At 58.3% G+C, this 14,627-nt stretch carries 12 protein-coding genes; 1 reads left to right on the forward strand and 11 read right to left on the reverse strand.

The genetic code is table 11. The features are described from left to right. Nucleotides 1-7 precede the first annotated feature (7 nt). Nucleotides 8-2,479 carry a LysM peptidoglycan-binding domain-containing protein gene (locus FAES_RS23585; RefSeq protein ID WP_148289438.1) on the reverse strand — a complete coding sequence of 824 codons (2,472 nt, stop codon included), beginning with the start codon at nucleotides 2,477-2,479 and terminating at the stop codon, nucleotides 8-10. A 10-nt stretch (nucleotides 2,480-2,489) separates the two neighbouring features. Then, nucleotides 2,490-3,131, reverse strand: coding sequence for an O-methyltransferase (locus FAES_RS23590; protein ID WP_015333707.1), 642 nt, complete (start codon nucleotides 3,129-3,131; stop codon nucleotides 2,490-2,492). A 189-nt stretch (nucleotides 3,132-3,320) separates the two neighbouring features. Between FAES_RS23590 and FAES_RS23595 the strand changes: the two genes are divergently transcribed. Continuing rightward, complete coding sequence (locus FAES_RS23595) at nucleotides 3,321-3,740, forward strand: nucleoside-diphosphate kinase (RefSeq protein ID WP_015333708.1); 420 nt, start codon at nucleotides 3,321-3,323, stop codon at nucleotides 3,738-3,740. Between the two features lie 54 nt (nucleotides 3,741-3,794). Here the strand turns inward: FAES_RS23595 and nth are convergent, their stop codons facing one another. From nth to FAES_RS23640, 9 genes are all read right to left on the reverse strand, one after another. Further along, nucleotides 3,795-4,451, reverse strand: a complete 657-nt coding sequence (nth, locus tag FAES_RS23600; RefSeq protein ID WP_015333709.1) for an endonuclease III — start codon at nucleotides 4,449-4,451, stop codon at nucleotides 3,795-3,797. Between the two features lie 25 nt (nucleotides 4,452-4,476). Beyond that, nucleotides 4,477-5,244: a response regulator gene (locus tag FAES_RS23605; protein ID WP_015333710.1), complete on the reverse strand. Its 768-nt coding sequence runs from the start codon at nucleotides 5,242-5,244 to the stop codon at nucleotides 4,477-4,479. Between the two features lie 8 nt (nucleotides 5,245-5,252). Continuing rightward, complete coding sequence (locus tag FAES_RS29300; protein WP_148289439.1) at nucleotides 5,253-7,400, reverse strand: tetratricopeptide repeat-containing sensor histidine kinase; 2,148 nt, start codon at nucleotides 7,398-7,400, stop codon at nucleotides 5,253-5,255. Nucleotides 7,401-7,525: 125 nt separating this feature from the next. Continuing rightward, nucleotides 7,526-8,326, reverse strand: coding sequence for a DUF3050 domain-containing protein (locus FAES_RS23615; RefSeq protein ID WP_015333712.1), 801 nt, complete (start codon nucleotides 8,324-8,326; stop codon nucleotides 7,526-7,528). A 213-nt stretch (nucleotides 8,327-8,539) separates the two neighbouring features. Next, nucleotides 8,540-9,793: a dicarboxylate/amino acid:cation symporter gene (locus FAES_RS23620; RefSeq protein WP_041258333.1), complete on the reverse strand. Its 1,254-nt coding sequence runs from the start codon at nucleotides 9,791-9,793 to the stop codon at nucleotides 8,540-8,542. 10 nt (nucleotides 9,794-9,803) lie between these two features. Beyond that, nucleotides 9,804-11,066 (reverse strand): serine hydrolase domain-containing protein, encoded by a 1,263-nt coding sequence (locus FAES_RS23625; protein ID WP_015333714.1) that lies wholly within the window; start codon nucleotides 11,064-11,066, stop codon nucleotides 9,804-9,806. Between the two features lie 51 nt (nucleotides 11,067-11,117). Further along, the gene (locus FAES_RS23630) at nucleotides 11,118-12,239 is read right to left on the reverse strand and encodes an aldose epimerase family protein (RefSeq protein WP_229364526.1); all 1,122 of its coding nucleotides are present in this window, start codon (nucleotides 12,237-12,239) and stop codon (nucleotides 11,118-11,120) included. A gap of 374 nt (nucleotides 12,240-12,613) precedes the next feature. Continuing rightward, on the reverse strand, nucleotides 12,614-13,534 hold the full coding sequence (gene mdh / locus FAES_RS23635; protein WP_015333716.1) for a malate dehydrogenase: 921 nt from the start codon (nucleotides 13,532-13,534) through the stop codon (nucleotides 12,614-12,616). A 168-nt stretch (nucleotides 13,535-13,702) separates the two neighbouring features. Then, nucleotides 13,703-14,497: a Rossmann-like and DUF2520 domain-containing protein gene (locus tag FAES_RS23640; protein ID WP_015333717.1), complete on the reverse strand. Its 795-nt coding sequence runs from the start codon at nucleotides 14,495-14,497 to the stop codon at nucleotides 13,703-13,705. Between the last annotated feature and the right edge of the window lie 130 nt (nucleotides 14,498-14,627).

The raw sequence follows: 14,627 nt of genomic DNA on the forward strand, positions 1-14,627 counted from the left end.
CCCGAAGTTACTCGCTAACTTTTAGTTTCTGGCCTAGGCGGGCATTCATATCGGGAAGTTTATTCCACTCCACCAATTGCTCCACCGTTACGCTGTACTGCCGGCTGATGCTATAGAGGGTTTCGCCCTTGGCCACAACGTGGTAAACGGGGCCGGTGGGTGGCGTCACGGGTGCCTCCGGCTCTTCGGTCGTGGTGGTTGTGGTAGTCGACCGGGGCGGCGTCACCGTTACGGGTTGGCCCACCGGATAGCCCGGCTGCACATTACGAACGCTCAGCTTCTGCCCTACCGCCAGTTTGTTATCCAGCGACAGCGAATTGGCGGCGAGGAGGTCGTCGACCGTTACGCCGTAGTATTTCGAGATGCTGTAATACGTCTGGCCGGCCTCGACGGTGTGGGTCATGGTGCGGCCACCGCTGTTGGGGGCGGCTTCGGTGCGCGGCCGGGTCATGGGCGGCAACGGCGGCACACTGCCTTCCCGGCCTTGGGTCGGCGTAGCGTCGCGCTCGCTGATTGGTGTCTGCGGTAAAACCTGGGGCGACGACTGGCGTGGCTTAGTCTGCGCGGTCCGGCTTAGCTCAGGGTCGGGCGTATCGGGGTAGCTCGTGGGCTTCGGGCGGCTGATGGGCTCGTCAGGTACGTTGCCACTCTGGCTGGCTGGCGTCGAACTGCTGCGGTCTGTCTCGGCCGGGCGGCGTTTTGGCACCGTAGTGGCTACCGGTTCTGGCGAGGCGGTACTGCCTGCCCCGGCTACATCGGTACGGGCTGGCGTGGTGCGCTCCCGCAGCGGCTCCCCTTCCGACCGTACGATGATGGTCCGCTGGGGCGAACCGGCATCCGAGCGCGGCAAGGTTACTTCGGCGGGTTGGCTGCTGGGTACGTCGGCGACCATGGGTGGCACCGTCAGGGTGGGCGTGGGCGTAGCCGTGCGCGGTGTACTGGCGGTCGGTTTCGGAGCCGCAGCGACGTCCGTAGTCGGCTGGTCGGCAGGCGTTGCCGACGGCGTGGCGCTGCCAATCAGTTTGGGCTGGTAGCGACGCCGTTCCGAGGCGTTGCGCGGAATCTGGCCGTTGCTGGCTACGGGTTGCGTGGGGGTGGTTGAAGGCGTAGCCGGCGTAGGGTCATACACGGGCGGCGTGGGGCCGTTGATAATCTCGACGGGCGTTTTGGCCGGGCGTTTCTCCCGCAACCACAGCACGCGCCCGACCTGTAGTTTTTGCACCCGGTCCATCCGGTTGTATTTCAGCAGCTTCTTCAGCCGAATTCCGTAGCGTTGCGAGATGCTGCGCATCGACTCGTCGGCGCGGGCCGTGTGGAAAGGTACCAGTGCTTTCTTGTATTTTTTGGCCAGGTAATACACCTCGCCCGTCGTGACCAGATCGCGGTCGGTGAGTTCGTTATACCGCAGGAAACTCGACAGGCTGATCTTGGCTTTGCGGGCGAGCGAACCGGGGTTGTCGCCCGCCTGCGCCTGGATCCCCGGCAACCCGTTGATCTCGTACAGAATCGGGTCATCGGCCGAGCGCGCCGTGGTGGTTACCTTCCGCAAGACCGGGAAGCCCACATCATCCGCCGCTACGTTCTTGAGGGGCTGGTTGGAGGTTTGGGCAATGCGCTGGCGCAGGTCGTTGATCTGGCTATTGGGCGTCGGGATGGTCAGCACGTGATTGCCCGACGTGGGTACGTGGTCGATCAGCAGCCAGCGGTTGTAGGTACGTATGTCGGCGGGATTGAGGTTCAGTTCAGCGGCCAGCCCATCGATGGTTTTGCCACCCGCATTGGGGTACTCGATGAGCGAGAAGGTCGAGGTCGACTGGTGCGTTTTGAAGGCATATTCGACGGCAATCTTATGGGCAAAAAAGCGCAGAATGTACCGATCGGTGCGGCCGTCGAGCGTGATGTCTTTGGCGTTGGCCCAGTCGGGCGAGACCAGCTGGCTGATGCCGCCCGTGCCCAGGTAGAACGAGAACAGCGCCGATACCCAGTTGTTATACATGCCGTTGCTGCGGCGCAGGTAGCGGGCGGCAGCGCGGGTCGAGGCGGTGATGTTTTTGCGTTCGTCGACTTCTTCGTTCACCTGCAGGCCATAATCCCCGGCGGTTTCGCGCTTAAACTGCCAGAAGCCCACCGCCTGCGACGACGACACGGCATCGGGCGTGAGGGAGCTTTCCTGTAGGGCCAGGTATTTAAAATCCGTGGGAATGGACTCACCCAGCAGCACACTTTCGATAATCGGGAAGTAAAGCTGCGCCCGGTCGAGTTTGGCATCCCAATACTGGCGGTTCACCATCAGGGCGTTGATGTCCTGCTGCACCAGGCGGCGGGCGTTGGGTTCAAACCGAACGGTCAGGTCAGCAAACTGCACCTGGTCAGGTGCGTTGGGCGGCGTCATCGGCGCCGACTGGCCAAATGTAACCCCCGGTAGACCCGGCCACAGTAAGCCAACAAAGACAATCAGGTAGACAAAGCGATTTTTCATAGGGTATAGGCTACCGCTTACGAACGAGTAACAGACCGTCGCGCACGGGCAACAGGACGTTCTCGACACGGTCATCATGGTGAATTTTCTGATTAAAGGCCAGCACCGCCTGCGTATCCCGATCGGATGTTTTCACAGGCTGCACCACTTTACCGCTCCACAGCACGTTGTCGGCCAGGATAAACCCGCCGGGGCGCACCTTATCGAAAACGAGGTCGTAGTAAAGCGCGTAGTTTTCTTTATCGGCGTCTATAAAGACCAGATCGAACACCTCATCGAGTGCCGGAATCAGCGCCGCAGCCTGCCCAAGGCGCAGTTCGATCTGCGCGGCCCAGGGTGTTGTCTGCCAGTAGCTACGCGCAAAATCGGCCAGTTCTTCGTTGTTGTCGAGTGTGATCAGCCGACCGTCGGGCGCGAGGCCTTCGGCGAGGCAGAGGGCCGAATAGCCCGTGTAGGTCCCGATCTCTAGCACCCGGCGCGGGCGGATCATCTGGGCAATCATGGCTAAAAAACGCCCCTGTATATGCCCGGAGAGCATGCGGGGCCGGAGCACATGGGCGTGGGTATCGCGGTTGAGCCGACGAAGCGTCTCGCTTTCGGGCGAGGTATGGGCATCGGCATAGGCCGCAAGATCAGCAGCAATAAACTCCATTCGGTTAATCCGGGAAATCGGCGAGACAGCGAGGATTGTACCGGTAAAGGTACGCTTTTCCAGCTAAACGAAGACGGACCCAAACGTTGGTATACAAAGTCGCTGGTTAGGGGCGACTTCTGAGTAAGCGCAAATTTCCCGCCAAATTCGCCGTACTTTTGCGGCCAAATAAACGTTGCTCACGCATCAATGACGACAAACCGCACATTCACCATGATTAAGCCCGACGCCGTTGCCGAGGGCCACACGGGTGCCATTACGAAACTGATCGAGGAAGCGGGCTTCCGCATCGTAGCGATCAAAAAAACCCGGCTCACGCCTGAGCGTGCCGGCGAATTCTACGCCGTCCACAGCGAGCGGCCGTTCTACAACGACCTGAAAAACTACATGTCGTCGGGGGCTATCGTGCCGATGATTTTGGAGAAAGAAAACGCCGTGACCGATTTCCGGAAGCTCATCGGGGCCACCAACCCCGCGCAGGCCGAAGAAGGCACCATCCGTAAGCTGTTTGCCAAGTCGATCGAAGCCAACGCCATCCACGGCTCTGACTCCGACGAAAACGCGCAGATCGAAGGCAACTTCTTCTTCTCCGGGCTGGAGCAGTTTTAATGGCCAATGAACGATGTATAATGTACAATGGAGTAAGATCAACCCCATTGTACATTATACATCGTTCATAATACATTCTTTTTCGTAGTACTTACAGACGGGTTTAAGGGCACACTCGGCGCATTTGGGTGAGCGGGCTATGCACACGTAGCGGCCGTGCAGGATCAGCCAGTGGTGAAACCGGGGCACCAGTGCCGTCGGGATGTGGGCCATCAGGCTTTTCTCAACGGCCAGTGGCGTAGTGGCCGTTCTGGGCACCAGCCCAAGCCGGTGCGATACCCGAAACACGTGCGTATCGACCGCCATCGCCGGTTGGTTGTAGACCACCGACACAATCACGTTGGCCGTCTTGCGCCCCACACCGGGCAGCCGTTGTAACTCGGCCACCGTCGCGGGAATTTCACCGCCAAATTCACTCATCAGGAGCCGGGCCATGCCGACCAGATGCTTCGCTTTGTTGTTTGGATACGACACCGAGCGGATGTAGCTAAACACCTCCTCGACAGAGGCTGCCGCCAGCGACTCGGGCTCGGGAAAACGGGCAAACAGAGCGGGCGAAATCTGGTTGATGCGCTTATCGGTACACTGCGCCGACAGGATTACCGCCACCAACAACTCATACGGATTACTGAAGTGTAGTTCGGTTTCGGCGGTGGGGAAGTGCGTGGTAAAGTAGTCGATCAGGAAGCGGAAACGGTCTTTCTTCAGCATAGCCAAAGATACGGCTTCCGCGCCGCTACATAAACTCAAACCCTTTCATGAATTCGTCGCGGTACGACCGGCCAATCGGCAGGGCGTGTTTACCCACGATCACCTCGCCTTCGCTGAAGCTGTCGATGTGGCGCGTATTGACGGCGTAGGAGCGGTGAATGCGGCAGATTTCGGGGCTCTGCATTTTCTCGATTACCTTGCTGAGCACCTCGCGCAGCGTGTATTTCAGGTCGCGCGTCACGATGTCGGTGTAGTTGCCTTCCGATTGCAGGAACAGTACATCGTCGAGCCGAAACTTCACGAACCGGTAGTTCTGCTTGATAAAGAAATGATCTTTCACCAGCAGCAGCGTTTCGTTTTTCAGCATCGCCTCGCTGGCTTCGCTGGTAACGTGCCCCGGCGACAGCGCCGATTTTTGCAAGGCAAAATTGTGAATCGCCAGATCGATGGCGATGCGCAGATTGAGGTCGTTGAAGGGCTTGGTAATGTAGGCCGAAGGCGACACCTGCCGGGCGCGCTCGATGGTGGGGCCGTCGGTGAGGGCTGTCAGGAAGATAAACGGGATGGGCTGCAACTGCCGCAACCGCCGCGCCGACTCGATACCGTCCCACTCACCTTTGATGTTGATATCGAACAGCACCAGATCGACGGTCATTTGTTTTACGATGCCCAGGGCCTGCGGGCCATTGTCGACGGTATCGACAACAGTATACCCCAGATCGGACAGCCGTTGGGCAAGGTCCATCGCCAGGATCGCCTCGTCTTCCACAATCAATATAGAAATCGCATTCATAGGGTAAGCTAAACGAAATGAAAGGGCATGTCGAGCTGAAACACCAGCCCGTTGCCCGATCGGAACTGGCAGGTGGCCCGCAGCTGCTTTGTGAGCGACTGCACCAGCTGCATCCCGAACGTTTTTGATCGAATGGCGGGTGGCACCGTAGCCGTAACCTCGCCGGGCAACGTACCCATATCTACCAGCATCGCCTCGGTGCGAAACAGACTCGGATGGCCGTCGGGCAGGCCCGGTCCGTTGTCCTGCACCGTCAGCCGCAACTGCGCGGGTCGGCCAGCGCCCAGTATTGGCGGATCGATGGTCTCCAGCCGCACGGTCAGCGCCGGCCGGTCGACGGTACGGTAGGCATATTTAAACGAATTTGTGATTAGCTCATTAATAATCAACCCGAGCGGAATGGCCGTGTCGGTATCGAGCCGTTGTTGCGTAATGTCGAGCGTCAGGTCGAAGTCGTCGGGCCGGTAGCCGTAGGTCGTCATCAGGTTTTCGACCAGATCGGTCACGTAATTGCTGAAGTTAATGGCCGTTACGTCGTCGTTGGTGTAGAGGCGTTGATGTAACATCGACATGGCTTCGACCCGGCTCTGCCCCTCGCGCACCGCCGCCCGCGCCTGTTGATCGGTGAGCCGCCCCGATTGCAGACTCAGCAGACTCGACACGATTTGCAGGTTGTTTTTCACGCGGTGGTGCAGTTCGCGCATGAGCAGCGTCAGTTGGTCCGACTGGCGTTCGATCTGCTCTTTCTGGCGCTGAATCCGCCGGGCGTCGCGCTGTTTGAGTCGGTACAGCGCCCATACCACCGCCAGCAACCCCACCACCAGCAGCAACCCGGCCACCAGCCACCGCAGCTGCCATTTACGCAATTCATTCTCCCGGTCCAGAAAGGCAATCCGCTGCTCTTTCTTTTCGGTTTCGTAGGTTACCTGCAGGTACGAAAACTGATCACGAAAGCCCGCCGTGTAGAGCGAGTCGCTCAGGGCTTCGTTGGCTTTGCGCACAGCCAGCGCCTCGGCGGGCTGGCCGGCATCTTCCAGCACCTCGGCCAGGATGGTGTTGGCTTCGCGTCGTTCGTTTTTGTTGTGCGCCTGAAAAGCCGCCATTACGGCATCGCGGGCCTGCCCAATCGCCACATCCTTGCGACCCAGTGCACTGGTGGCCTTGGCCAGGTACATCAGCGATTGCGCCAGCATACCTTCGTTTTCCTGCCGGGCCAGTGCCAGCGCCTGGCGGGCGTGGCGCTCGGCCTGCAAAGCCTGCCGTTTCACCAGACACAAGCGGGCCATCAGCACGTGCGCCATGGCCAGCTGGGTCTGCATGTTGGTTTTGCGGGCCTCGCGTAAGCCCCAGTTGGCAAGCGGCTGCGCCGAATCGGGCCGGTTCATGTCGAGGTAGTTCCCAGCAATCATCAATCGGCACAAATTAGTCGACTGCGGATCGTTGGACGCCATAAAATGACCAGCGGCCTTCCTGAGCATCTGAATGGCCCGCTGCGGATTGTCGAGTTGCGAATAGATGTTGGCGATGTTCCCCTCGGCCAGCCCCATCACGTTCTGGTCGTTTTGCCGATCGGCTTCGCGCAGGGCCCGGTGGTAATGGCTCAGCGCCTGCCCGTAGTTGCCCAGATTGTCATAGAGCATACCCAGGTTATTGACGATCAACGGCCGGATATCATCCTGCTCGGGACCAGCGGCGCGCGCGAGGGCTTCGCGCATCATGGGCAGGGCTTCGGCGTTGCGCCCTTCGTCGACGTAGGTGAGGGCCAGGTTCATCAGCATCCTCACCAGCTTGTCATTGTTGTGCTGGGTTTTGGCCAGTTGAACGCCCACTTTGAAACATGAATCGGCGCGGTGTGTCTGCCCCATCGTCGAATAGGCCCCCGCCAGGTTATTGATGGCGATCAGGTGGAGCGTATCGTTGGGAAAGCGTTTCAGCAAGGCCAATCCCTGTAGCGCATAGTCACGGGCCTGCGTTACGTGGCTGTACAGCAGCGCATCTGACAGGCGGATGGCTAGTTCGGCATGCCTCGGGCCAACCGGGCGGCTATACAACGTGCGCAGGCTATCGATCCGCCGCAACTCGGCCACCTGCCCGAAGGCAAGCTCAGTTGTGGCCAGCCAGCCACTAATCGACGATATGATGACCAATAAACGCACAGGGAGGCGGGCAATTTCGCATAAACATACGCCGATTGCCCGCCTCCCTGGCCAATTCTATTGTTCGCTTTGTTGCTTATTTGTTAAGCGGTAGGTAACTACCTAAGCGTATACTTACTTCGTTATCAATGGCTCGCAGTGAGTTCGCTATAATGAGCCAGGCAGGCATCCCATAGGCCGATGCGGGCTTCGATGGACCGGATAGCCCAATCGGTGGCTTCCTGCCAGCGCCCCGACTCATCGCCGCACAGTTCGCTCACCATCTGCATGGCCAGGTGGCTGTGGTGGTCGCCGTCGACCTCGATGTGGCGCTCCAGGTAATAGCGGAACGTTTTGAGCGGGCCGGGCGCGGCTTCGTCCATCCGTTGCACGAATTCCAGAAACATGTCGGGGATGAGGTCTTCACGCCCAAACGTAAAAATCGACGCCATGATGTGCGGCTGTTGGGTGGCAATGGCCTCGAAGGTAAACGCCACGAACCGCCGAACGCCCTCTGGCAGGTCGGTCGCTTGCAGGGCGGCCTCCACCGACGTCCCCCGCCGCAACTGATCCAGGAAACCATCGATCAGCGTGGGTTCAGCGCCCATCTGCTGCATCGCCAGCCGGTAGAGTTCGAAGTGGCTGATCCGGTCGTTGGGGTCACCGAGCCACGCGGGCATTTCGTCGCTTTCTTCGCCCGTCACGATCTCGTTAATCAGGTAGCGGGTGGTGCCGGAGCCCACGGGCATCCAGGGTACCGTTACGCAGGTCAGGTCGCGTTGCAGGGCTTTCAGCAGCGACATAAAATCCCACACGGCAAAGGCGTGGTATTTGGTCAGGTCGCGCAGGCCGTCGAGATCCTGCACGGCCTGGTAGATGGGGTGAGTCAACAAGCGTTGCCGTACTGGCGCCAGGGCGGTGTTCAGGCTGTCGATATGAGCGTTCATGGAGTTGGATGATCAACTGTGATCTTGTTGATTGGGTAATCGTTTGTTGGGGAAAATGGTTTGCGCCGTTGCTACCGAAACGGGCCTTATCCTGAACTATTCTTTCCCAAACGTTAGCAGAGGCTACGCAAACCGTTCGCAGGCCGTGCGGGCTCATAAAAAAACCTGCCTCGATGCCGAGGCAGGCTTCAGGTACGTTACCCGATCTCTACGCTATTCTTCCTGCAACACAGGTACGTGGTTGAGGTCGAGTTCGTTTTCCCACTTGGCGACCACGGTGGTTGCCACAGCATTACCCATCACCGACGTGGCCGAACGCCCCATGTCGAGGAAGGGGTCGATGCCCAGGATGAGTGCCAGCCCTTCGGTGGGCAGGTCGAACAGCGCCATCGTGCCGGCGATGACCACCAGCGACGCACGCGGTACGCCCGCAATGCCTTTGGAGGTGACCATCAGCGTGAGCAGCATCAGCACCTGCTGTTCGAGCGACAGCGGCACGCCGTAGGCCTGCGCCAGAAAACCCGTGGCAAAGGTCATGTACATCATCGAGCCGTCGAGGTTGAACGAATAGCCCAGCGGCAGCACAAAGCCGATGATGCGGTTGGAGACGCCGAAGTTTTCCAGCACCTTGATCTGCTGCGGCAGCGACGCCTCCGACGACGCCGTACTGAACGAGAGCAGCAGGGCGTCTTTCATCACCTTCAGCAGCCGGAAGAACGGGATTTTCATGAACGTGCAGATGGCGAACAGCACCACAAACACGAAGAACAGCAGCCCGCCGTAGAAGCACAGTAGCAGGTAGGCATACGAGACGAGGATGCTCAGGCCTTTCGACGCCACGACGGCCGCCATCGCGCCCAGTACGGCAAACGGGGCCAGCTGCATCACGTACCCCACCATCTTGAACACCAGCTCACTAAGGGCATCGAGGGCTTTAGTAATACTCTTGCCTTTGTCGCCAATGGCGCCCAGCGCCACGCCGAAAAAGAGCGAAAACACCACGATTTGCAGGATTTCGTTCTCGGCCAGCGCCCGAAACGCCGAGTCGGGAAAGATGTGCAGGATGAATTCTTCGATTGAGTTGAGCTTTTTGCCTTCAATGCCCACCGACGTACCGGCGGCCGGCCGTGGCCAGCTCTGAATGGAGCCCGGCTTGGTGATGTTGACGACCACCAGCCCAATGATCAGCGACAGGATGGTGGCAAAATAAAAGTAACCCAGCGTTTTGATACCGATCCGGCCAACGACTTTAAAATCACCGAGTTTGGCAATCCCCACCACCAGCGTTGAGAACACGAGCGGGCCGATGATCATCTTGATGAGCTTGAGAAACACCTTGCTGACGATCTGGAATTTTTGCCCGATGGCGGCTGCCGCGTCGGCATCGTAGGTGCTGTGCAGGATTTGGCCGATCAAAACGCCCAGCACAAAGCCGATGACGATTTTGGTGGTAATGGTAAGTTTCATTGATGATAGGTTAATCGAGTGCCTGATAGACGGCAATGCGAAACTTACGAACGAAATCGGAATAATACGCGTAAGGGTGCACATTGGTGAAGACCAGCATCACGAGGTTTTCGGTGGGGTCAATGGTGTATTCGGAGCAATACATGCCGCCCCAGGTGTAGGAACCGGGCGTGGCCTGATCGCCGTAATGGCTGTTAGGCGTGATGAGTTGCAGGCCCAGCCCAAACTTATCCTGCCGGTCCCAGACGTTGGCATCGCCCAGCTGATTGCGCAGCATCATCTCCACGGTTTTGCGCCCCAGAATGCGTTTGCCGTTGAACGAGCCACCGTTGAGCAGCATTTGGCAGAAGCGGGCGTAGTCTTCGACGGTACCCACCAGCCCCGCCCCGCCGGAGAAATACGTTTTGGCCCCCGACACCGAAAAGGTGCGGTACGTATCGTTGGGGTTCACGATCAGCGGCCCGTCGGTGGTCTTCGAATACAGCTCCACCAGCCGACCCACCTGACCGGGCGGCAGGTAAAAATGGGTGTCGTTCATGCCCAGCGGATCGAGTACGCGTTTGCGCATCGCCACGTCGAGCGGTTGGCCCGACAAAATCTCGACCAGCCTCCCGATGATGTCGGTGTTGAGGCCGTAGGTGAAGCCGTCGCCGGGATCTTTCAACAACGGCCGTTTAGCCAGCCGGTTGACCACGTCTTCCAGCTTATCGGGGTCTTTCGAGCCGAAAAACGGCACCCGAAACTCGACGCGCCCATCGAGCGGGTGTTCATAGGGAATACCGGCGTTGTGTGCCAGCAGTTGCCGAATCGTGATCTCCGATTTGGCCGGTCGGGTTTCGTAGTTGCCTTTGGCGGGGTCGTTTTTGTCGTAGCTGACCAGCACCGTGGGGTTTTTGAACGCCGGAATATAGGTCGAGATGGGGTCGTCGAGCAGGAATTTACCTTCCTCGAAGAGCGTCATCAGGGTGGTGGTGGTGATGGCCTTGCTCTGCGACGCAATGCGGTAGATGTCGGATGTTCGGGCGGGCGTCTTTTTTTCAAGGTTGCTGTAGCCATAGGCTTTGTGCAGCACCACCTGCCCATTGCGCGCCACAAACGCGACGGCATTCGGGGCGATTCCCTCATCGACAAATCCCTGCAACACCGCGTCGACGCGCTTGAGCCGTTCCGCCGAAAAACCGTGCGTAGCGGGCAGCGCATTGGGCGAAAACTGCTGCGGTTTCGGCTGTGCGATCAGCGTTATGGGAAGCAGCAAAAAGTAAAGTGCTTTCATAGAAGCAAAAACACGTAGAGACGCATAGGAATGCGTCTCTACAGATGTTGGTTACTGGCCGAAGGCGTACACCGTCGTTTGGGTGTAGGTCTGCCCCGGCTTCAGGATGGTGTTTGGGTACGTGGGGTGGTTAGGCGAATCGGGGTAGTGCTGCGTTTCGAGCGCCAGCGCTTCGCGCAGGTTGATGGCCCGGCCGTATTTGCCTTTGTCTTTCCCGTTGAAGAAGTTACCCCCGTAGAACTGGATGGCGGGCTCGGTCGTCATGATCGTCATCTTGATGCCCGATTTGTCGCCCGTGACTTCCGCAATTTTGGCCAGCGTGCCCACTTTCGTGTTTAGCACCCAGTTGTGGTCGTAGCCACCCGCGAATTTTAGTTGCTCATTGTTCGGCGTATCGACCCGCGCGCCAATGGGCGTGGGCTTCCGGAAATCGAAGGGCGTACCGGCCACCGGCTGCGGCTCTCCCTGCGGAATCAGCCCTTTGTCGACCACCGAGTACCGGTCGGCATCGATCATCAGCACGTGGTTGTTGATGGTGCCGCTGCCTTCGCCGTTCAGGTTGAAAAAGCCGTGGCTCGTCGGGTTGACGGGCGTCGCCTTGTCAGTCGTGGCTTTATAGTCCAGCTTCAGCGCGTTGCCGTCAACAATCGAATAGGTAACGGTGGTGGTGAGGTTACCGGGGAACCCGCCCTCGCCGTCTTTCGACAGGTACGTTAGTTGGAGCGTTTTGTCGTCGATCTGCTTGGCATCCCAGACATGGCTATGGAAGCCGCTCGGTCCGCCGTGCAGCGTGTTGCCGTTGTTGTTCTGCTCTGTCTTGTAGGTCTTGCCATCGAGCGTAAACGTAGCCTTACCAATCCGGTTTCCGAAGCGCCCGACAACCGGCCCGAAGAAGGCCGCACCCGGCTTTTCGTAGTCGCTGATATTGCTGAACCCAAGCGCTACGTCGACGGGTTTGCCGTCTTTGTCGGGGGCAATCAGGCTGACGATGCGGGCACCGTAATTGGTGATGGCCACCTGAATTTTATCGCCTTTGAGGATATAAAGGGCCGTTTTCTTGCCCTCGATGGTGCCGTCGAAGGCCTTAGGATCGGGCAGGGCGTAGTTGATGGCGCTGGTATCCGCCGTGGTCGAATCGGTTTCGGGCGTACCGGCAGCCGGGGTATTAGCCATTTCAGTATCTGCTTTTTTGGTTGAAGATTGGCAGGCAGCGGTCCAGAGCAGACTTAGCACCGCGGCCGAAAGCATCAGTTTTTGCATATTGAGCAAGAAAAAGGGTTTAGCGAGAAAACACAAAGAACGGCCTCATCAGGCCACGCAACAAAAAATACGTCGGCCATAGACCGACGTATTTTGCGATTACTAACCTATGATGAAACAAGTTCACAATCCACAAAGCAGTTTGGGTCCTTATTCTACATCATGCCTCTGAGGCAACGGGAAAAATGGTTATAATGAATAATGTATAATGCACGATGTACAATGCTCGCCTCCTGCGCTGATGGCGATCGCGAAACCATTGTACATCATACATTGTGCATTATTCATTACAACACCGAGTTCATGCTGCGGACGGCGTCGGCCGATTTGGCAAAGGCAGCCTGCTCTTCCTCATTCAGTTTGTAATCGATAATTTCTTCCCAGCCGTTTTTGCCGATCACCACGGGTACGCCCAGGCAGATATCTGACTGACCGTATTCGCCGTTGAGGGCCACGCAGCAGGGGAAAATGTGTTTCTGATCGCGCACGATGCTCTCCACCAGTTCGGCCACCGCCGCGCCGGGTGCATACCAGGCCGACGTACCGATGAGCTTCGTCAGCGTGGCACCGCCCACCATGGTGTCGGCGGCTACTTTCTGGAGCGTGGCCTCATCGAGGAATTGGCTCACGGGCACACCGTTGCGGGTAGCCAGGCGCGTCAGCGGGATCATGGTCGTGTCGCCGTGGCCGCCGATTACCGTGCCGTGGATATCGTTGGGCGGGCAGTCCATCGCCAGCGACAGGTACGTCTTGAACCGGGCCGAATCGAGGATACCGCCCATGCCGATGATCCGGTTTTTGGGCAGACCCGACGTTTGCAGCGTCAGTTGGGTCATGGTGTCCATCGGGTTCGACACGATGATGATGATCGCATCGGGCGAGTGTTGCAGGATATTCTCGGTTACGCCTTTTACGATGTTGGCGTTGGTGCCGATGAGTTCTTCGCGGGTCATGCCCGGCTTGCGCGGAATCCCCGACGTGATGACCACCACACCCGAGCCAGCCGTTTTGCTGTAGTCGTTGGTGCTCCCGGTGATCTTGGTATCAAATCCGCAGAGTGTGGCGGTCTGAAACATGTCGAGGGCTTTGCCTTCGCTCAGTCCTTCCTTAATGTCGAGCAGTACGACCTCCTCGGCCAGTTCACGGCGGATGATGTTATCGGCGCAGGTCGCCCCAACGGCACCGGCTCCTACTACGGTAATTTTCATGCAGAATTGTGTTAAAACGGGTAAAACAAGGGCAGTAAAGGTAAGTGAAAGGGTGAATGCCTGCTAAAACTACTCCGAAATCATGACGGCACGGATGCGGTTGGGTAGCCAGCTAGGTTAAGCAAGCGCCCAGGCTTTTGTTTACCGGTATGCGAACAGGCCATTGGCTTAGTAGCGGGCTTCGATGCTTGCTGTCAACAGCTTATAAAGCTGGGCTACCTGCGGCCGGTCGCTCAGGTACGTTAGGTGGGCATCGATCACCTGCCTGTCGTGCCGCCGGGCGGGGCCGGTTTGTACGTCGGCAGGATGGTCGGCGTCGAGGGCTTTCCGCACGGTTTCGCGGATCAGGGGTTTCAGCAGGTCAAACTCGAGGTCTTCGGCGCTCGTGATGTCGTTGGCCAGCGCCATCAGGTGGTTGCTGAAATTACAGGCCAGCACCGCCGCTACATGCAACACCCGCCGCTCGGCCGAACTGACCAGATAAACGATGGTGCTGACGGCCTGCCCCATCGTAACCAGTTGCGTTTCGGTGTCTTTGTTGTCGGCTTCGATGCAGATCGGGATTTGTTCGAAATCGAGCAGATTCCGGCCCCGCGTAAACGTCTGTAACGGATAAAAAACGCCGGTATGCACCGGTACGTCGCTGTACACGTCCATCAGGTGCCGCAGTTTCGCCAACGATTGCCCGCCCGAGGTATGAATGAGCGTGGCTCCTTCGGGCAGCACCAGCCGCGAGCACACCTCGTCGATGGCGTCGTCGGGCACCGACAGGATAAACAGATCCGACGAGTTGTCGGCCATGTTGAGGTCGGAAACGGGCCGGGCATCGTAGAGGATGCTGGCGAGCTGCCGGGCGTGGGTGAGTTGTCGGCTGTAGACCGCAACGACATAATGGCCGATGTTTTCTAACGCGGGGGCCAGGTGCCAGGCAACATTCCCCGCACCGATAAACGTGATGGACATGCGGGAAAGTTAATGGACAATGTACAATGAACAATGGGTGATGTAGCCTGTATGATAAACAATGCACGATAGCAACGTACCCATGACGAAGGCAGGCATCACACGACCAATCGCCAAGCCATTATGCCTC

Origin of the sequence: Fibrella aestuarina BUZ 2 (assembly GCF_000331105.1) — a bacterium.
Taxonomy (GTDB): Bacteria; Bacteroidota; Bacteroidia; order Cytophagales; family Spirosomataceae; genus Fibrella; species Fibrella aestuarina.

Excerpts from the sequence above, each read along its gene's own strand:
- nth (WP_015333709.1), bottom strand. The coding sequence starts at position 4,451 with ATGCTGAAGAAAGACCGTTTCCGCTTCCTGATCGACTACTTTACCACG.
- FAES_RS23590 (WP_015333707.1), bottom strand. The coding sequence starts at position 3,131 with ATGGAGTTTATTGCTGCTGATCTTGCGGCCTATGCCGATGCCCATACC.
- FAES_RS23615 (WP_015333712.1), bottom strand. The coding sequence starts at position 8,326 with ATGAACGCTCATATCGACAGCCTGAACACCGCCCTGGCGCCAGTACGG.
- FAES_RS23605 (WP_015333710.1), bottom strand. The coding sequence starts at position 5,244 with ATGAATGCGATTTCTATATTGATTGTGGAAGACGAGGCGATCCTGGCG.
- FAES_RS23595 (WP_015333708.1), top strand. The coding sequence starts at position 3,321 with ATGACGACAAACCGCACATTCACCATGATTAAGCCCGACGCCGTTGCC.
- FAES_RS23585 (WP_148289438.1), bottom strand. The coding sequence starts at position 2,479 with ATGAAAAATCGCTTTGTCTACCTGATTGTCTTTGTTGGCTTACTGTGG.
- FAES_RS23630 (WP_229364526.1), bottom strand. The coding sequence starts at position 12,239 with ATGGCTAATACCCCGGCTGCCGGTACGCCCGAAACCGATTCGACCACG.
- FAES_RS23640 (WP_015333717.1), bottom strand. The coding sequence starts at position 14,497 with ATGTCCATCACGTTTATCGGTGCGGGGAATGTTGCCTGGCACCTGGCC.
- mdh (WP_015333716.1), bottom strand. The coding sequence starts at position 13,534 with ATGAAAATTACCGTAGTAGGAGCCGGTGCCGTTGGGGCGACCTGCGCC.
- FAES_RS23620 (WP_041258333.1), bottom strand. The coding sequence starts at position 9,793 with ATGAAACTTACCATTACCACCAAAATCGTCATCGGCTTTGTGCTGGGC.
- FAES_RS23625 (WP_015333714.1), bottom strand. The coding sequence starts at position 11,066 with ATGAAAGCACTTTACTTTTTGCTGCTTCCCATAACGCTGATCGCACAG.